This is a genomic window from Streptomyces sp. NPDC020965 (assembly GCF_044333555.1).
In the GTDB taxonomy this organism is placed as follows: domain Bacteria; phylum Actinomycetota; class Actinomycetes; order Streptomycetales; family Streptomycetaceae; genus Streptomyces.
The window spans coordinates 73,666-90,757 of sequence record NZ_JBIRRE010000012.1 but is presented as its reverse complement, the minus strand read 5'-3'; the positions used below and the strand labels follow the sequence as shown (position 1 = coordinate 90,757).

The window sequence follows — 17,092 nt, the reverse complement described above, 5'->3', positions numbered from 1 at the left end:
GCAGCACAGCGCGGCCTCACGAACCGTTCAGCGCCACCGTCGGGTGCAGACGGGACGCACGGATCGCCGGGTACAGGCCCGCGACCACGCCGATCACGAGGGTGGCGGCCAGGCCGCCCGCCATGGACCAGGGCGGGACCACCGCCGTCCACCCCTGGACCCATGCGAAGGCGTAGGTGGCCGCTGCGCCCAGCAGCGCGCCCGTCACCCCGCCCAGCGCCGACAACAGCAACGACTCGGTCAGGAACTGGAGCCGGATCGCGTTGCGGGTGGCGCCGAGCGAGCGGCGCAGGCCGATCTCCTGGCGGCGCTCCAGGACGGAGATGACCATGGTGTTGGCGACGCCCACCCCGCCGACGAGGAGGGCCACCGCGCCCAGGCCGAGCATCAGGTTGGTCAGGCCCTCGTCGGTGGCGGCCTTGGCGGCCAGCGCGTCCGAGGGGCGGGAGACCTTGACGCCCGCCTCGTTGCCGGGGCTGATGGTGCGGGCCAGGATCGCCCGTACGTCGTCCACCGAAGCGTCCGTGGAGCGCTCGAAGACGGTGGTGGGGTGGCCGTCGAAGCCGAAGTGGCGCTCGGCGGCGGGGAATCCGACCATGGCCACCCGGTCCAGGGTGGGGACCAGTTCGATCGGTTCGAGGATGCCGATGACGACCATGCGGGTCTCGTTCATCATGATCGTCTCGCCGGTACGGGTGATGCCGAGGCGTTCGGCCGCCACCGAGCCGAGGACCGTCGTCGGGAGGCGTTCGCCGGCCGGATTCAGCCAGGTGCCCTTGGCGACCTGGCCACCGAGTGTGGACAGCAGATCGAGGCGGACCGCCTGGGAGATGACACCGGCGGTGCGCTCCTGGGGGACGACATCACTGCGGCGGATCCGGGCGTCGATATCGGCGGTGGCCGTGGCGTGCAGCACTGGGCCGACGCGCTCGACCATCGCGACCGCGTTCTTGGGGAGCTTGACCGGCATCCCCTTCTCGTCCTCGCTCGCTTCGGCGGTGAGGAGATTGGTGCCGAGACGGTCGAGCCGGGCCATCAGATCCGCGCGGCTGGATTCGGACAGGCCGACGACCGCAACCATGGTGGCGATACCGATGGCGATGCCGAGCGCCGAGAGCACCACGCGCGCGCGGCGGGCACGGAGTCCGACCGCGCCCAGGCGGAGGATGTCCGGGAGGGAGAGGCGGGCGGGCTTGAGTTCGCTCCTCATGAACCGGCCTCTCCCGTACGGCCCGAACCGGCCTCTTCCATACGGGCGCCGAGGCGGGCGTCCGGGCGGGCGCCGGGACGGACACCGGGGCGGGCTCCGCGGCGGGCGCCGGAACACGTACCGGAACGTGTGTCCGAGACGATCTCGCCGTCCTTGAAGCGGACCCGCCGCGGCAGTGACTCGGCGATCTCGTTGTCGTGCGTGATCACGCAGATCGTGGTCCCGGACGCGTTCAGCTCGTGCAGCAGCTCCATGACGATCGCGCCGGACGCGGTGTCCAGCGCCCCGGTCGGTTCGTCCGCCAGCAGCAGCCGGGGGTCTCCCACCAGGGCGCGGGCGATGGCCACGCGCTGCTTCTCCCCTCCGGAGAGTTCGTTCGGCGTATGTGAGCGGCGGTGGTCAAGACGGACCTTGGCGAGCGCCTCGCGGGCCCGCGCGCGCCGTTCCTTCAGCGGTACGCCCGCGTACAGCAGCCCGTCGGCGACGTTGTCCACCGCATCGCGCCCCGCCGCCAGGTGGAAGTGCTGGAACACAAAGCCGATATGGCGGGCGCGGAGTGCCGAGAGACGGGCGTCCGACAGCTCGGACACGTCGTAGCCGGCGATCCGGACGGTGCCCGTGGTGGGCTTGTCGAGGGTGCCCATGACATGGAGCATGGTGGATTTACCGGAGCCGGACGGGCCGACGACGGCGAGCAGTTCACCCGCGTCGACGGTGAGGTTCACCCCGCGCAGGGCGTGCACACCGCCAGGGTAGGACTTGGTGGCGTCCCGCAATTCGATCACCGCCTCCGAGACCGCCTCCACCGTCACGACCCGCCCCTTCCGGTCGCCACCCGCCGCCGTCACGACCTGACCACCCCGATCACCACGTCCACCGTCACGACCCGCCCCTTCCGGTCACCACCCGCCGCCGTCACGACCTGACCACCCCGATCACCACGTCCACCGTCATGACTTGGCCATCCCGACCTTCAGGCCCTCGCGCAGGCCGGGGCCGCTGACCTCGATCCGGCCGTCGGCGGTCATGCCCGTCTCCACCCGCACCGTCTCCACCCGGGCCGCATCCGCCCGCCCCGTCCCCGAGGTGGCGCCCCGAACGATCTGGAGCCCGTAACCGCCGTTCTCGCCACGCAGGGCGAGCACCGCCTCGACGGGGACCGCGAGCACTCCCCTGCGCGCCTCGCTGACGAACTTCACGCTCGCCGGCGCCTTGGCGTCCTCGTGGGACACCGCCTCCGCGCCGCCGTCCAGGACGACTTCGACGGTGATGCCGTCCGGGGCCGCCGCGGCGGCCCCGGGGGCGGGCGCCTCGGGGCGCACCGTCCCGGCGACCTTGCCGGCCACGGTCTTCCCGCTCGGCAGGGTGACCTCGACCTTGGTGCCGCTCGATGTGAGCGCACCGTCGGTCTGATCCAGTCGCGCCCGGACGACGGGCCGGGTGGAGGCGATCGTCAGTACGGTGTCGGCCGGACCGACCTGGTCGGCGAGGGCCGCGTCGGCGGCGGCCACCTTCACCTGGTCGGGCTGGAAGACGACATCGCCCTTACCGACCCTGCCGGTGGTGTCGCGGTTGAGGGACTTCTGCCAGCGTTTGACGGCGGCCTCGGTGGCGTCGTCGTACCGGGTGTCGACGTACAGCCCCCGCCCGTACCCCAGATCGCGCAGATTCCGCTCCAGTTGGAGTACGTCACTGCCCCGGTCGCCCGACTTCATCTCGCGGAACATCGGGACCGGCCCGTAGAGGAGGGTGACGGGCTTGTCGTTCAGCTCGTACAGCGCCTGCCCCATGGTCACCGTCCGCCCCTCGGACGCGGCCACCGTGACCGTGCCGTCGACGGCGGACCTGACCGCGCGGCGCTGTGCGAAGTCGATCGCGCCGTCGACCGTCTTGGACTGTACGAGGTCGGTACGGATGACCGTCGCGGTGGCGGGCGGCAGCTCTCCGTCCCGGGCGGAGGCGTCCGCGTCACCGCCGTCGCCGAGGAGGAGTACGCCCCCGGTGACGGCGGCGGCGGTCACCGCGCCGAGCGTGAGGAGGATCGTGCGGCGCTTCACTGCATCCCGTCCAGACCTTCGAGCAGCTTCGACGCGCACGCCTTCTCGGCGCCCAGATAGGCCGGCGACCGCTGGTCGATGGAGGGGGTGCCCGGGGTCGGGTCGCCGCCGGGGACCGCGTTGCCGCCGGACATCGTCGGGTTGGTGAACCGGGAGACGCCGTTGTCCCGCATGCACTTGGCGTGCGCGAGCATCGACTCGTACGCCTTCTGTTGGTCGATCTTGGGCGTGGCCGCGGAGGCGGCCAGGAGTTCGGGCACGCAGGCGCGGTCCTTGCCGCCCTTGATGCCTTCGTTGCGGCCGGGCTGGGAGCCGATCACATTGATCTTCGCCCAGTCGAGGTGGCCGCTGAGCCGGGGGTCGGGGAACTCCGGGTAGCCGCCCTTGGCGCGCATACACCGGACGTACGCCAGTTGGGCGTCGTAGAAGGCGCTCTTGCCCGCGGTCCGGGCCGCGCCGGTGCCGCTGTCACTCTTCGCGGGCGGTGAGGACGGGGCCGCCGCCGATACCTCGGCGATGCCGTGGCTTCGGGCGCCGGCACCGTCGTCACCGCCGCCGCAGGCAGCCGAGAAGACGAGGACGGGGGCGGCGACGAGCACGGTCAGGCGCAGCCTGGCGGTGGCACGGGAGGTGGCGCGTGAGGTGGTCTTCAGGCTCATGGCCGCAACCCTCGTCACGCCAGGTGATGGCCCCTCCATGGCCACATGATGAGAGCGTAACAATGCCCCCGACCTGCACATCGACCCCTGACGACGGCGGCGGATCAGCGGTCCCGGTGCGCATAATCGACCCCATGCCGCATGTGCTGCTCATCGAGGACGACGCGTCCGTACGGGACGGAATGGAGCTCGTGCTGCGCCGGCACGGGTACGACATCGACACGGCGGCCACCGGCGAGGAGGCCCTCGCGCTGCTGGACGGTCCCGGCGGCGGGAAGGTCGAACTGGCCGTGCTGGACCTGATGCTGCCCGGTATGGATGGTTTCGAGGTGTGTCGCCGGATCCGCTCCAGGACCACCGTCCTGCCGGTCATCATGCTGACCGCGCGCGGTGACGACCAGGACATCGTGACCGGTCTGGAGGCGGGCGCCGATGACTACGTGGTCAAACCGGTCACCGCACCCGTGCTGGAGGCCCGCATCCGGGCCGCGCTGCGGCGGGCGGAACCGTCCGGGCAGCCACAGCGGCCGGACGCCGACGCCGGGTTGGTGATCGACCGCGCCGGTCTGGTGGTCACCAAGTACGGCGTCCCCGTCGCGCTGCCCCCCACCGAACTGCGGCTGCTGCTGGAGCTGTCGGCCTCCCCCGGCCGGGTCTTCAGCCGCGAGCGGCTCCTCGAATCCGTCTGGGACCACACCTACCTGGGGGACTCCCGACTGGTGGACGCGGCGGTCGGGCGGCTGCGGGCCAAGCTGGAGGACATACCGTCGAAACCGCGGTACGTGCAGACGGTGCGGGGCTTCGGCTACCGCTTCGGACCCCTGTGAAGCGCGGGGACAAGGGCAGGCCGGCCGGCGCCCCGAAGTGGCGCCCCTGGCGCCTCGTCGGCGGGCTGCGCGTCCGGCTCGTCGTGGCCTTCGTCCTCGTCGCCCTGATCAGCGCGGTGACCGCGACCGCACTCGCCTACCGGGACGCCCGCAACGCCGTGCTCCAGCGCACCCAGAACTCCGCCGTGGACGACTTCCGGGAGCGGGTCACCACGGTCGCAGCCGACTTCGACGTACCGCCCGACCAGCGTTCGCTCGCCCAGTTCGCGCAGAAGGTCTCGCAGGGGATCGGCACCGGCGACCGCATCGTGGTCGCCCACTACCAGAACCTCGTCGCGGTCTCCGACGCGCTCGCCGACACGGACAGCCGGATCACGCCCGAACTGCGCACGGCCGTACAGACCGAGGACGGGGCCCGGTTCCAGCGGGTGATGTGGCAGGGCCGGCCCTATCTGATCGTCGGAATGCCCGTGCGGTACTCCGACGGCGACCTCCGCACCTCCGATCTGGAGGTCTACGCCATCGCCGATCTCCAGGCCGAACACGAGGACACCGCAGCCCTGCTGGACTCCGTACGGGCGGGCATCGTGCCGGTGGTGCTGCTCGCCGCCGTCCTGGCGCTGCTGGCCGCGGGGACGGTGCTGCGCCCGGTGCGGAAGCTGGGCCGGGCCACCCGCGAGCTGGCCGCCGGCGACCTCGGCAGCCGCGTCGCCGTCAAGGGCCACGATGAACTCGCCGACTTGGCGCGGACCTTCAACGAGACCGCCGACGCGCTCCAGGCGTCCGACGCGGAACTGCGCGACCAGGAGGCGAAGGCGCGCCGTTTCGTGGCGGACGTCTCGCACGAACTGCGCACACCGCTGACGGCGATGACGATGGTGGCGACCGTCCTGGAGGAGGACGCCGACCAACTGCCGCCGGACGCCGCGCGGGCGGCCCGTACCGTCGGCGCGGAGACGGCACGGCTGGCGCGGCTGGTCGAGGACCTGATGGAGATCTCCCGCTTCGACGCCAAGGTGGTACGGCTGAACACGGCGGAGACGGACCTCGCCGACACCGTACGGGCGTCGCTGGCACTGCGCGGCTGGACGGACCGGGTGCGGACGCACCTCCAGGAGGACGTACGGGCGGTGGTCGACCGGCGCCGCATCGATGTGATCGTCGCGAACCTGGTGGGCAACGCGCTGCGACACGGCGCCCCGCCGGTCACCGTGACCCTGGGCACGGCCGCCGCGACGGACGGGACCGGTGCGGAGTGGGTGACGCTGGAGGTCGCCGACCACGGTCCCGGCCTGCCGCCGGGGGCCCGGGAGCGGGTCTTCGACCGGTTCTACAAGGCGGACGCGGCCCGCACCCGCGGCGCGGCCGACGACAGCGGACAGGGCAGCGGCCTCGGCACGGCCATCGCGCTGGAGAACGCGCGGCTGCACGGCGGCACGATCGACGTCGGCGACGCCGCCGATGCCGCCGGGGGGCCCGGGTGGGCGCGCCGGGGCGCGGTGTTCACCCTGCGGCTGCCCCTACTACGCACGGGAGAGGACACGGAATGAGGCTCCTGCGGGGGGTCGTGGTCGCCGCGCTCGGGATCGCCCTCACGGGCTGCGGCGTCCAGCCGACCGGGGTGGTGGGCGCGGGCGAATCGGCGGACGGGCTGACGCGCGGGGCGCGGCTGTACTTCGCCTCCCCCACCGGGCTGCGCTCGGTGCCCGTGCTCAACAGGGACATCACCGACCTCAACATGGTGATGAAGCTGCTCAGCGCGGGCCCGTCGCAGGCCGAGACGGAGGCCGGGCTCACCACCCTCGTCCATGAGCTGGGCGGCTACGCGGTGGAGGGCAAGGGCACCCGTGTCACGGTGTACCTGACCAGCGTCTATCAGCAGCCGGCGGGCGACCAGGGCACGGGACAGTTGGTGTGCACCCTGGCGCGCACCCAGTCCGTCATCGACCCGAAGGTCAGGGCCGATGACGTGGAGGTCACGCTGCGGCCGGCGACCGGTGACAAGGTCGGGCCCTTCCGGTGCGCGGAGTTCCTCGGCGGATGACGCACCCCACACCCAGGCGCACCACCTGCGCCACGCGTGGGCCGTCCTCCGTCCCGTACCGCCTGGGACAGCGTGCCGGTGCCGGTCAGGTGCCGATGTAGGCGGCGAGGTGCTCGCCGGTGAGCGTGGACCGGTCGGCGACCAGCTCGGCGGGCGTGCCCTCGAAGACGACCAGCCCGCCGTCATGACCGGCGCCGGGACCGAGATCGATGATCCAGTCCGCGTGCGCCATGACCGCCTGGTGGTGCTCGATGACGATGACCGACTTGCCGGATTCGACCAGCCGGTCGAGCAGACCGAGCAACTGCTCCACATCGGCGAGGTGCAGTCCGGTGGTCGGCTCGTCCAGCACATAGACGCCGCCCTTCTCGGACATATGGGTGGCCAGCTTCAGCCGCTGCCGCTCGCCGCCGGAGAGCGTGGTGAGCGGCTGGCCCAGACTGAGATAGCCGAGCCCGACATCGGCGAGCCGGGTGAGGATCCGGTGCGCGGCCGGTGTGCGCGCCTCGCCCGCGCCGAAGAACTTCTCGGCCTCGGTCACCGACATCGCGAGCACCTCGCTGATGTCACGGCCGCCGAGGTGGTGTTCGAGCACCGACGCCTCGAACCGCTTCCCCTCGCACTCATCGCAGACCGTGGCGACCCCGGCCATCATCGCCAGATCGGTGTAGATGACCCCCGCGCCGTTGCAGTTGGGGCAGGCGCCGTCGGAGTTGGCGCTGAACAGCGCCGGCTTCACGCCATTGGCCTTCGCGAACGCCTTACGGATCGGATCGAGCAGTCCGGTGTACGTCGCCGGGTTGCTCCGCCGCGAACCGCGGATCGCGCCCTGGTCGATCGAGACCACGCCCAGATCGGCCACCCCCGGCTGCTGTGGCAGGGCTCCGTGCACGAGCGAGCTCTTGCCGGAACCGGCGACACCGGTGATGACGGCGAGCACCCCGAGCGGGATGTCGACATCGACATCGCGCAGGTTGTTCGCCGTCGCGCCACGGATCTCCAGCATCCCGGTGGGGGGCCGCACCGTCTCCTTGAGGGCGGCCCGGTCATCGAAATGGCGGCCGGTGACGGTCCCACCGGCCCGTAGCCCGTCGACGGTGCCCTCGAAGCAGACGGTGCCGCCGTCCGTACCGGCGCCGGGGCCGAGATCGACGACGTGGTCGGCGATCGCGATCGTCTCCGGCTTGTGCTCCACGACGAGCACCGTGTTGCCCTTGTCCCGCAGCCGCAGCAGCAGGTCGTTCATCCGCTGGATGTCATGGGGGTGCAGGCCGATCGTCGGCTCGTCGAAGACATAGGTGACATCGGTGAGCGAGGAGCCCAGGTGGCGGATCATCTTGACGCGCTGCGCCTCACCGCCCGACAGCGTGCCCGACGGCCGGTCGAGCGAGAGGTAGCCGAGCCCGATCCGGACGAACGAGTCGAGGGTGCCCCGCAGGGTGGCCAGCAGCGGCGCCACCGACTTCGCGTCGAGGTCCCGGACCCAGTCGGCCAGATCGCTGATCTGCATCGCGCACGCGTCGGCGATGCTGATCCCCTCGATCTTCGACGACCGGGCCGCCTCGCTGAGCCGGGTGCCGCCGCACTCGGGGCAGGCGGTGAAGGTGACCGCCCGGTCCACGAACGCGCGGATATGCGGCTGCATCGCCTCCCGGTCCTTGGACAGGAAAGACTTCTGGATCTTCGGGATCAGCCCCTCGTAGGTGAGGTTCACTCCCTCGACCTTCACCTTGGTCGGCTCCCGATAGAGGAAGTCGCGCAACTCCCGCTCGGTGAAATCACGGATCGGCTTGTCCGGGTCGAGGAAACCGGACTCGGCGTACGTCCGCACCGTCCACCAACTGTCCGACTTCCAGCCGGGGATGGTGAAGGCGCCCTCGGCGATCGACTTGGAGTCGTCGTAGAGCTGCGTGAGGTCGATATCGGAGACCGTGCCCCGGCCTTCGCAGCGCGTGCACATGCCGCCGGTACGGGTGAAGGTCTGTTTCACGGTCTTGCTGCCGGCGCCGCGTTCGACCGTGATCGCACCGCTCGCCCGGACCGATGCGACATTGAAGGAGTACGCGTTGGGCGAGCCGATGTGCGGCTGCCCGAGCCGGCTGAAGAGGATGCGCAGCATCGCGTTGGCGTCGGTGGCGGTGCCGACGGTGGAGCGGGCGTCGGCGCCCATCCGCTGCTGGTCGACGATGATCGCGGTGGTCAGCCCGTCGAGCACATCGACCTCGGGCCGCCCCGGCGCCGGCATGAAGCCGCGGACGAAGGCGCTGTAGGTCTCGTTGATCATCCGCTGTGACTCGGCGGCGATCGTGCCGAAGACCAGCGAGCTCTTGCCCGAGCCGGAGACGCCGGTGAACACCGTCAGCCGACGCTTCGGGATCTCGACGCTGATGTCCTTGAGGTTGTTCTCGCGCGCGCCGTGCACACGGATCAGACCGTGGCTGTCGGCGATATGCGACACGGGCGCCCCCGGGTCCGTCCTCTTGGCCTTGCTCATCGTGTCTCCCTCTCGGGGCGGGGGCTTCATCCGTGTGGGGGCCTCGGCTGGCGGGCGGGCCTCAGCCGGCGAGCAGGTGCCTTCGGGGCTGGGGCCTTGCCGGGCCGGGGGCCGTTCGGGGTCGTCCGGGACCTTCCGGGCCGGCGCCTTCCGCCTGGGCCCTCCGCCTGGGCCCTTCGGACTGCTGGGCTGAGGCTACGTGGTCTCCCCCGGCGGATCACATAGCCTCCGGCCCAGCGGTCGGAGCGGCCCACGGACACGGCCCCGCGCGGGCGGTTCCTCCTACGGGCGGGACTGGGTGAAGCGGAGCATATTGCCGGCCGGGTCGCGGAAGGCGCAGTCGCGGACCCCGTAGGGCTGGTCGATCGGCTCCTGCAACACTTCGCCACCAGCGGCCCGGATGCGTTCGAAGGTGGCGTCGCAGTCATCGGTGGAGAAGATCACGCCGCGCAGTGCGCCCTTGGCCAGCAGTTCCGCCATCGCCTGCTTGTCGGCGGGCGAGGCGTTGGGGTTGGCGAGCGGCGGTTCGAGTACGAGCTCCACGCCGGGCTGCTCGGGTGAACCGACGGTCAACCAGCGCATTCCCTCGAACGAAACGTCGTTGTGCACTTCCAGGCCGAGGACGTCCCGGTAGAAGACGAGTGCCTTGTCATGGTCGTCGACCGCGATGAAACACTGTGCAAGCTTGATGTTCATGCTTCGACGCTACGAGGCGGCGACGGAATCCGCTTCTCCGATCCTGACCGGTTCACCGATCAGGACCGATTCGCCCCTACTGTCCGACGCACCCGTACCCGTACCGGCCGGCCCGGCGTTTCTGGTGGGCCCGGCGTTCCCGGCCGGCTCGGCGTTTCTGACTGGCTCGGCGTTTCTGGTGGGGCGCGTGAGGATCTTGGCGACACACGCCGGGATCGCGGCGCCGGCCTCGTGACGGCGGGCCCGGTAGGCGCTGGGGCTCTCACCGACCAGTTCGGAGAAGCGCGAGCTGAACGACCCGAGCGAGGTGCAGCCCACCGCGAAGCAGACCTCGGTCACACTCAGGTCACCCCGCCGCAGCAGCGCCTTCGCACGCTCGACACGGCGGGTCATCAGATAGCTGTACGGCGTCTCGCCGTACGCGGCGCGGAAGCTGCGGGAGAAGTGACCGGGCGACATGAGCGCGACCTTCGCCAGCGCCGGAACATCCAGCGGCTCCGCGTAGTCTCGGTCCATTGCGTCCCGGGCTCGACGCAGCCGTACCAGGTCCTCCAGGGTCATACGCTCCAGCATCGCACGGCACCACGCGCCCACCCGCGGGCTCAGTACCCCGAACCGCCAGGAGGGGGACACGGGGCCGACCGACTGCCGGGCGCGGAGGAAAGCGGACAGAAACTGACCTCTTCTCCTGCGACTGTTGTCCCGCACCGGACCCGCACCGGACCCGCACCGGAACAGTGCCGGACCCTGGTCTGATCCGCGCCCGCCCCATCCCGACACACATGCTTCTACCTGTACGGAATCGAGAGGAACCCCGATGACCGTGCTCGGCACCCGGGCGCTCAACCGCGCGACGCTCGCCCGGCAGCTACTGCTCGACCGCGCCGACGTACCGGTCCTCGACGCCGTCGCACACCTCGGCGGCCTACAGGCTCAGGAACCCCAGGAACCGTTCATCGGGCTCTGGTCGCGGCTGCGCGCATTCGACCCGGCGACGCTCTCGGAGCCGCTGACCCGCCGAAAGGTGGTGCGGACCCATCTCATGCGCCGCACCGTCCACCTCGTCACCGCCGATGACGCGCTGGCCTGGCGGGCCCGCCATGACGCCATGCTGCGCCAGCGGGTGCTCGGGGTCTACCGCGCCGAACTCGCCGGGGTCGACCTCGAAGAGCTGGCCGCGGCGGGCCGGGCGGTGATGGCCGACGGCGAGCCCCGTTCGATGACCGAGCTGGCCCGGACGCTGGCGACGCGCTGGCCGGCACCGGGGCCGCGGGCACTGGGCGAAATGCTGATCGCCGCCCTCGTCCCGATGGTGCAGCTACCGCCGCGCGGGCTGTGGCGCACGAAGGCGGGGGTGCGCAATGTACCGCTGTCGTCGTGGCTGGGGCGCGCGATCGACCCGCCGTCCCCGGACGCCACCGATCCGGTGGGCCAGGCGCTGGTACGGCGCTATCTGGCCGCGTTCGGCCCCGCCGCGTCGGCCGATCTGCGTGCCTGGTGCGGCCTCGCCGGACTGCCGGCCGCGGTCGCCGCGATCCGCGAAGAGCTGGTCACCTTCCGCGACGAGCGCGGCCGGGAACTGCTGGACCTGCCCGACGCGCCGCGCCCCGACCCCGACACACCCGCCCCGGTGCGGTTCCTGCCGGCGTTCGACAACGCGATCCTCGGTTACCAGGACCGCACCCGGATCATCGACGACGCCCACCGCGGGCTGTCGGTCGCCGGCGAGCGCGTCGTCCTGGTCGACGGCAGGGTCGCCGCGACCTGGAGCGTCGAGGCCGACACCGTGACGGTCACCCCACTGGGACGCTTCTCCCGGACCGACCGGGCCGCCGTCGCCGCGGAGGGGCAGGCGCTGGCGTCGTTCCTCTCCGACGGCGACAGCGACCGCGTCCAGGTCGCCACGGCTCCCCGCTGAGCGGTCGGTCCACCCATCGCTCCGGGAGCCGCCTGCGCGCGAGGCCGGCAGTCAACGCGGAGGCCGGCAGTCAAGAGGTCAGGCGTTCAGGAGGTCAGGCGTTCAGGAGGTCAGGTCGACGCAGGGGCGGTTCGTCCCCGTACCGCTCCACTCGACCGCGAATCCGGCCGCGCGGAACGCCCGCACGATGAGTTCGCCCGCGTGTTCCATCCGGGCCGGGCTGCCGTCCGGCGCACCCCAGAACGCCAGATCGAGCTGGCCCGTGGCACGGGCGCGACGGGCGTCCTCGCTGGTGTAGTAACAGAACCCGACGAGGTCGGCGAGATCCCCGCCGCGCGTGGAGAAGACCTCGCCGCAGTCCGCGAACCCGTCGGACTGGGTGGTGCCCACGGCGGGGAGCGCGACGAACCCGGCCGCGTCGAGCCCGGCCAGGACGTCGTGGACCCGCTTCCTGGCGGCGCGCCAGTCCTTCAGCGACATCTTCCGCGCCGGGCTGGCGGACGGCTCGGCACCGGCGTACGGCTGCTCGGTTCGTACGGGCGGTTCCGCACGTACGGGCGGTTCCGCGCGTACGGGCGGCTCGGCCGCGGCTCCGGGCAGAGCGTCGGGCAGAGCTCCGGCCGGGGCTGTGGCTGTGGCTGTGGCTGTGGCTGTCAGGAGCGTGGCGACCTCCGGGACACCGGCGTTGACGGTCACATGGTTGCCATGGCCGTCCGTGATGTCGGGATCGGCTCCATGGGCGAGCAGCAGGGCCACCGGCTCGGTCGTCGGCGAGAACTCGGCGGCGAGGTAGAGGGCCGTACGCCCGTCCCGGCCCGGGTGTTCCAGCGGCGCGCCCGCTTCGAGGAGCGTCAGGAGGGCCGCGGTCGCGGCGACCGCGTCCGTCTGCGCCCCCTGGGCGGCCCAGTGCAGGGCGGTCCAGCCCAGTTCATCGGTCGCGGCGACATCAACGCCGGCGGCGAGCGCGGCCCGCAGGACGTCGACCTCGCCTCCCTGCGCGGCTTCGAACACGTTCATCAGCGGCTCCAGGTCGGCGAAGGGGCTATGACCGGGGGAAATGCCGGGTTCCCTCCCGGGGGAGTGGAGCCTACGGCACGGCCGCTTCGCACCCCCGGGGTCGGTGTGGTGATCCCCGTACACCCCCTGACTGCGATACACCCCCTGGCTGCGACAGCGAGTCTCCTCATGCTTCTCCTGTCCGGCCGGACCGGTCCGCACTCCTGCCCGACCGGACCGGATCACGGTGGCGACTCACCGCCACTCGACCGACTCACCGCCACTCGACCGACTCGACCGACCCGGCCGGCACTTCGCCGAGTTCCGGTGGCAGCGGCCGTTCGTGCAGCACGTCAAGACGGGACACGGCACGGGTGAGCACCACATACAGCCGGTGCGGACCGCGCGGCTCGGCGGCGACGATCGCGGCCGGTTCGGCGACGACGACATGGTCGTACTCCAGCCCCTTGGCGACCGTCGCGGGCAGCACGGTCACCCGCGCCCCGCCCGCGGCAGCCCCGCCCGCCGCCGCGCCGGACGTACCGGCCGGGGCCGCCGTCGCGATGCCCGCCGCTTCGAGTGCCGTACGGAGGCGGTGCGCGTCCGGCTCGTCCGCGATCACCCCGATCGATCCCTCGCGCGCCAGCCCTTCCCGTACGGTCTCGACCGTCGCCGCCACCAGGTCCCCGACCCTGCGGATCGACACCGCGCCGTCCGTCCGCAGGGACCGCGCGGGCGCCACCCGCACGTCCAGCGCGCCGAGCAGCCGGTTGGTGAGTCCCACGATCGCGGCCGGCACCCGGAACCCGGTCGTCAGCGGGACCACCGGCGTCCCCTCCTTACCGAGGTGGGCCAGTTGTTCAGACCAGTCGCGGGCGGCCCACGGGGTGGTGCCCTGGGCGAGATCGCCGAGGACGGTCAGCGAGCCGAATCCGGCGCGGCGGGCGATGGCCCGGCACTGCATCGGCGAGAGGTCCTGGGCCTCGTCAATGACGATATGACCGAAGCCCTGGGGGTGTTCGATCAGGCCGGACAGTTCGTCCAGGAGGACGAGATCCGCAGCCGTCCACCGCGCGGACCGGTGGGAACGCGGTGGCGCGACCCAGCGGACGGCCGCCCGCTCGCCGGTGGTCAGGGAGTCGTCCACCGGGTCGGTGAGGAACTCCGCCAGCACCTCTTCCGGGGAGATCCGTGGCCAGACCGCGCCGACGAACGCGGTGACGGCCGCCGCCCGCTCAACCTTCCGCGCCCAGCCGTCGGTCCGGGGCCCGGAGCGGCGTTCCGCCCGGAGCCGGAGCGCACGGACGGCGCGGGTGCGGACGCGCTCCCGTCCGACGGCGTACGGGGGTTCCTCCGCGCGCACCTCGGCCACGATCTGCGCCAGCTCGTCCAGCGGGACCCGCCAGCGGTAGGAGCCGTCGGGCACGGTGAGCGGCTCGGTGGGCGGCTGCACCCGCGCGTACAGCGCCCGGCGCAGCACACCGGCCATGCGCGCGTCGTGTTTGAGCACGGCGGCGGCGGGGCTGTCGTCGGCCCGTACCGGGTGCCGGGAGATCTCGTCGTCCAGGGTGGACTGCCGGATGCCCCGCTCACCGAGGGCGGGGAGCACTTCGGCGATGTAGGAGAGGAAGGTGTGGCTGGGGCCGAGGATCAGCAGTCCGGCGCGCTGGACGCGTTGGGGGTACGTGTAGAGGAGGTACGCGGCCCGGTGCAGGCCGACGGCGGTCTTGCCGGTGCCGGGGGCGCCCTGCACACAGAGGGAGTGGGTGAGGTCGGACCGTACGAGATCGTCCTGCTCGGGCTGGATGGTGGCGGCGATGTCCCGCATCGGGCCCACCCGGGGGCGTTCGATCTCGGCGGCGACGATCGCGCCCGGACCGCTCTCCCCCCGGGCCAGGTGCTCGTCCTCAAGGCCGGTCAGATCCGTCGAAGCGCCGGTGCTGAAGGGCGCCCAGCCGAAGCGGCGGCGGACGGCGACGCCCTGCGGGTCGTGGGCGCCCGCCTGGTAGAAGGCGCGGGAGACGGGGGCCCGCCAGTCGATCACCAGCGGTGGGGCGGAGGGGTGTTCGCTGATCCGCCGGCGACCGATGTGGTAGCTCTGCCCCTCGTGGTCACCGGGCGGGGCGGGGGCCTCGGCAGCCGCATGGACCGTGGCACCGGCTGTGGGGCCGGCTGCTGCGGTGAGCGGTGTCGTGGGGTGGTACGGCGCGAAGTCGAGGCGGCCGAAGAACAGCGGCCCGTGCGGTTCCTCCCGTACCTCCTTGGCCCAGTCGCGCAGTTGCCGGCCGAGCACCTCGGCGTCGGCGCCCGAAGCGAAGGCGTTCTCGCCGATGACGACCTGGTCGGCGGCTGCGGCGACCATCGCGGTCAGGGCCGCCCGGCAGGCGTCGTGGTGGGCGCGTTCCTGGATCAGGGCATGGCTGAGTGGGTCATCGGATCCCGTCATTCCACCGAGAATAACGCAACCGAGTAATGTTTTTAACCAAGTTGCATCAGCTCACCACCGCCAGGGATGGCACCGACCCGTCACCGGACGGACAACCCGCCCAGACCATCCCGCAGTTGATCGAAGGCGAGCCGCGCCGCGCGCTCCGCGCCCGGCCGGACCTGCCGCACGCCCTCACCGGCCGCGATCCGACGCCAGTTCTCCTCGGCGAGAATCCGCAGGACGGCGACGATCTGCCCGGCGGCCAGCCGGCCCCCGATCCCGCCACCGAGCGACTCCGCCAACACGGCCTCGGAGCGCCCCTGATAGGCGTGCAGCCGGGCGACCAGACTCGGCGTCCCGTACAGCAGCCGGAGGTAGGCGAGCACCTCCGGCGCCTCACTGAGCCCGGTCACCGGGTCGCACCGCTCCAGGCCGTCGAGGAAGTGGCGGCGCAGGGCGTCCAACGGGGAGAGTTCCGGTCGGCGATCGGCCACCACCCGGGCGGGTTCGCCCTCGTGGTCGGCGAACCGGTGCAGCGCCAGATCCTCCTTCGTGGCGAAGTACCGGAAGAGCGTCGGCTTGGAGACCTCAGCCGCCGCGGCCACCTCGGCGACGGAGACCCGGTCGAAGCCCCGCTCCAGGAAGAGCGCGACGGCGGCGTCCGAGATGGCCCGGTGCGTCCGTCGCTTCTTGCGTTCCCGCAGCCCGCCCGCCGCATCCCGTACCGGAACAGCCCCGAACCCGACCCCGAACCCGACTTCGACCTCAGCGCCCGCGCCCGCACCAGCACCAGCACCAGCGTCACCCCTCACCACAGCCGCACCTCCCGCCGCCGCCAGGACCGCCGCCCGTAGCGCCGACCCCGCCAACCCCGCCGACCCCGCCGACACCGACCCCGCCGCGCTTCCGGATCAGCGCCTCCACACCGTCGAGGATCGTGGTCATCCCGAAGGTGAAATCGAAGTCCCGGTCCTCCGCTCCGGACATCACCCCGGACTCCAGCAGCCGCGCCACCGACGGATACCGGTCCGGATCCGCCAGCCGTCGCAGCGTGCGCGCGTACCGGCGCATGGTGTCCTCCGGGCCGACGCCGCTGGACTCGACCGCCGCCCCGATGTCCGCCGCCGTCGACGCCTCATGGCGGACGTGCCCCATGATCAGCATGATCACCGAGATCTTCTCGCCCTCATCGAGACCGCTCCCCGCCAGCGGGGCGAGTCCCTGCTCCCACCAGGCGACCGAGTTGGGCGTGGCGGGCGGCCCCGAGATGGGGATGCGCAGAACCCACAGATTGCGGTGCAGGACCTCGCGCTGCGCCACTCCCCAGGCCATGAGCGCCTCGCGCCAGCCCGTCCCCGGGGCGGGGGGCGCGGGGGGCGGACCCACGGCCGCCTCCTGCATCAGGATGTACAGCTCGCCCTTGGCCGCGACATAGCGGTAGAGCGACATGGTCGCGACGCCCAACTCCTTGGCGACCCGGCCCATCGAGACGGCGCCGAGCCCCTCCGCCGCCGCGATATCGACGGCGGCCGCGACGATCCGGTCCAGGCTCAGTCCTGGCTTGGGCCCCTTGGACGGCCGTTCGCGCAGGCCCCATGCCGCCTCGACACTGGCGGGCAACCAGCTACCGCCCTGTCCCGCACCGCCCGCACCGCCTCCGGCGCCGCCTTCGCTGTCACCCATCGCCGTTCGCCCCTGCCTCGCTCCTCGCGTACTCCCTTGACGCACATCCTAGTAATGCGTAACCCTTACGCACTACAGCG

General features: G+C 72.0%; 15 protein-coding genes. 4 read left to right on the top strand and 11 right to left on the bottom strand.

The genetic code is table 11. The features are described from left to right. Positions 1 to 16: 16 nt before the first annotated feature. From ACH4S7_RS30430 to ACH4S7_RS30415, 4 genes are all read right to left on the bottom strand, one after another. Positions 17 to 1,210 (bottom strand): ABC transporter permease, encoded by a 1,194-nt coding sequence (locus tag ACH4S7_RS30430; RefSeq protein WP_398524561.1) that lies wholly within the window; start codon positions 1,208 to 1,210, stop codon positions 17 to 19. Next, positions 1,207 to 2,016: an ABC transporter ATP-binding protein gene (locus ACH4S7_RS30425; protein WP_398524725.1), complete on the bottom strand. Its 810-nt coding sequence runs from the start codon at positions 2,014 to 2,016 to the stop codon at positions 1,207 to 1,209. Before ACH4S7_RS30425 ends, ACH4S7_RS30430 begins: the two co-directional genes overlap by 4 nt. A 144-nt stretch (positions 2,017 to 2,160) precedes the next feature. Continuing rightward, positions 2,161 to 3,267, bottom strand: coding sequence for a peptidoglycan-binding protein (locus ACH4S7_RS30420; protein WP_398524560.1), 1,107 nt, complete (start codon positions 3,265 to 3,267; stop codon positions 2,161 to 2,163). Beyond that, positions 3,264 to 3,926 (bottom strand): hypothetical protein, encoded by a 663-nt coding sequence (locus ACH4S7_RS30415; RefSeq protein ID WP_398524559.1) that lies wholly within the window; start codon positions 3,924 to 3,926, stop codon positions 3,264 to 3,266. The genes ACH4S7_RS30420 and ACH4S7_RS30415 overlap by 4 nt, the downstream gene beginning before the upstream one ends. Before the next feature lie 134 nt (positions 3,927 to 4,060). On the opposite strand from ACH4S7_RS30415, the gene ACH4S7_RS30410 reads away from it, so the two are divergent. From ACH4S7_RS30410 to ACH4S7_RS30400, 3 genes are read left to right on the top strand one after another with little or no spacing between them, the layout of a single operon-like run. Further along, positions 4,061 to 4,753, top strand: a complete 693-nt coding sequence (locus tag ACH4S7_RS30410) for a response regulator transcription factor (protein WP_398524558.1) — start codon at positions 4,061 to 4,063, stop codon at positions 4,751 to 4,753. Further along, positions 4,750 to 6,303 (top strand): ATP-binding protein, encoded by a 1,554-nt coding sequence (locus tag ACH4S7_RS30405; protein ID WP_398524557.1) that lies wholly within the window; start codon positions 4,750 to 4,752, stop codon positions 6,301 to 6,303. The genes ACH4S7_RS30410 and ACH4S7_RS30405 overlap by 4 nt, the downstream gene beginning before the upstream one ends. Further along, positions 6,300 to 6,797 carry a hypothetical protein gene (locus tag ACH4S7_RS30400; RefSeq protein WP_398524556.1) on the top strand — a complete coding sequence of 166 codons (498 nt, stop codon included), beginning with the start codon at positions 6,300 to 6,302 and terminating at the stop codon, positions 6,795 to 6,797. The genes ACH4S7_RS30405 and ACH4S7_RS30400 overlap by 4 nt, the downstream gene beginning before the upstream one ends. An 85-nt stretch (positions 6,798 to 6,882) precedes the next feature. On the opposite strand, the gene ACH4S7_RS30395 is transcribed toward ACH4S7_RS30400, so the two are convergent. From ACH4S7_RS30395 to ACH4S7_RS30385, 3 genes are all read right to left on the bottom strand, one after another. After that, positions 6,883 to 9,291 carry an ATP-binding cassette domain-containing protein gene (locus ACH4S7_RS30395; protein ID WP_398524555.1) on the bottom strand — a complete coding sequence of 803 codons (2,409 nt, stop codon included), beginning with the start codon at positions 9,289 to 9,291 and terminating at the stop codon, positions 6,883 to 6,885. A 282-nt stretch (positions 9,292 to 9,573) separates the two neighbouring features. Beyond that, positions 9,574 to 9,987, bottom strand: a complete 414-nt coding sequence (locus ACH4S7_RS30390; protein ID WP_398524554.1) for a VOC family protein — start codon at positions 9,985 to 9,987, stop codon at positions 9,574 to 9,576. Positions 9,988 to 9,996: 9 nt separating this feature from the next. Continuing rightward, entirely contained in the window at positions 9,997 to 10,548 is a 552-nt protein-coding gene (locus tag ACH4S7_RS30385; protein WP_398524553.1) for a helix-turn-helix domain-containing protein, read from the bottom strand. 256 nt (positions 10,549 to 10,804) lie between these two features. On the opposite strand from ACH4S7_RS30385, the gene ACH4S7_RS30380 reads away from it, so the two are divergent. After that, complete coding sequence (locus ACH4S7_RS30380; RefSeq protein WP_398524552.1) at positions 10,805 to 11,905, top strand: winged helix DNA-binding domain-containing protein; 1,101 nt, start codon at positions 10,805 to 10,807, stop codon at positions 11,903 to 11,905. 102 nt (positions 11,906 to 12,007) lie between these two features. Here the strand turns inward: ACH4S7_RS30380 and ACH4S7_RS30375 are convergent, their stop codons facing one another. The 4 genes from ACH4S7_RS30375 to ACH4S7_RS30360 form a co-directional block, all read right to left on the bottom strand. Continuing rightward, complete coding sequence (locus ACH4S7_RS30375; RefSeq protein ID WP_398524551.1) at positions 12,008 to 12,922, bottom strand: ankyrin repeat domain-containing protein; 915 nt, start codon at positions 12,920 to 12,922, stop codon at positions 12,008 to 12,010. 253 nt (positions 12,923 to 13,175) lie between these two features. Further along, on the bottom strand, positions 13,176 to 15,347 hold the full coding sequence (locus ACH4S7_RS30370) for a HelD family protein (RefSeq protein WP_398524550.1): 2,172 nt from the start codon (positions 15,345 to 15,347) through the stop codon (positions 13,176 to 13,178). An 80-nt stretch (positions 15,348 to 15,427) separates the two neighbouring features. Further along, complete coding sequence (locus ACH4S7_RS30365; protein WP_398524549.1) at positions 15,428 to 16,141, bottom strand: TetR family transcriptional regulator; 714 nt, start codon at positions 16,139 to 16,141, stop codon at positions 15,428 to 15,430. After that, the gene (locus tag ACH4S7_RS30360) at positions 16,131 to 17,012 is read right to left on the bottom strand and encodes a TetR/AcrR family transcriptional regulator (protein WP_398524548.1); all 882 of its coding nucleotides are present in this window, start codon (positions 17,010 to 17,012) and stop codon (positions 16,131 to 16,133) included. The genes ACH4S7_RS30365 and ACH4S7_RS30360 overlap by 11 nt, the downstream gene beginning before the upstream one ends. Positions 17,013 to 17,092: the final 80 nt, after the last annotated feature.

What these genes read in the sequence shown, in the direction of transcription:
- ACH4S7_RS30390 (WP_398524554.1), bottom strand. Translation starts at nt 9,987, where the DNA reads ATGAACATCAAGCTTGCACAGTGTTTCATCGCGGTCGACGACCATGAC.
- ACH4S7_RS30360 (WP_398524548.1), bottom strand. Translation starts at nt 17,012, where the DNA reads ATGGGTGACAGCGAAGGCGGCGCCGGAGGCGGTGCGGGCGGTGCGGGA.
- ACH4S7_RS30395 (WP_398524555.1), bottom strand. Translation starts at nt 9,291, where the DNA reads ATGAGCAAGGCCAAGAGGACGGACCCGGGGGCGCCCGTGTCGCATATC.
- ACH4S7_RS30410 (WP_398524558.1), top strand. Translation starts at nt 4,061, where the DNA reads ATGCCGCATGTGCTGCTCATCGAGGACGACGCGTCCGTACGGGACGGA.
- ACH4S7_RS30415 (WP_398524559.1), bottom strand. Translation starts at nt 3,926, where the DNA reads ATGAGCCTGAAGACCACCTCACGCGCCACCTCCCGTGCCACCGCCAGG.
- ACH4S7_RS30370 (WP_398524550.1), bottom strand. Translation starts at nt 15,347, where the DNA reads ATGACGGGATCCGATGACCCACTCAGCCATGCCCTGATCCAGGAACGC.
- ACH4S7_RS30400 (WP_398524556.1), top strand. Translation starts at nt 6,300, where the DNA reads ATGAGGCTCCTGCGGGGGGTCGTGGTCGCCGCGCTCGGGATCGCCCTC.
- ACH4S7_RS30430 (WP_398524561.1), bottom strand. Translation starts at nt 1,210, where the DNA reads ATGAGGAGCGAACTCAAGCCCGCCCGCCTCTCCCTCCCGGACATCCTC.
- ACH4S7_RS30380 (WP_398524552.1), top strand. Translation starts at nt 10,805, where the DNA reads ATGACCGTGCTCGGCACCCGGGCGCTCAACCGCGCGACGCTCGCCCGG.
- ACH4S7_RS30375 (WP_398524551.1), bottom strand. Translation starts at nt 12,922, where the DNA reads ATGAACGTGTTCGAAGCCGCGCAGGGAGGCGAGGTCGACGTCCTGCGG.
- ACH4S7_RS30385 (WP_398524553.1), bottom strand. Translation starts at nt 10,548, where the DNA reads ATGACCCTGGAGGACCTGGTACGGCTGCGTCGAGCCCGGGACGCAATG.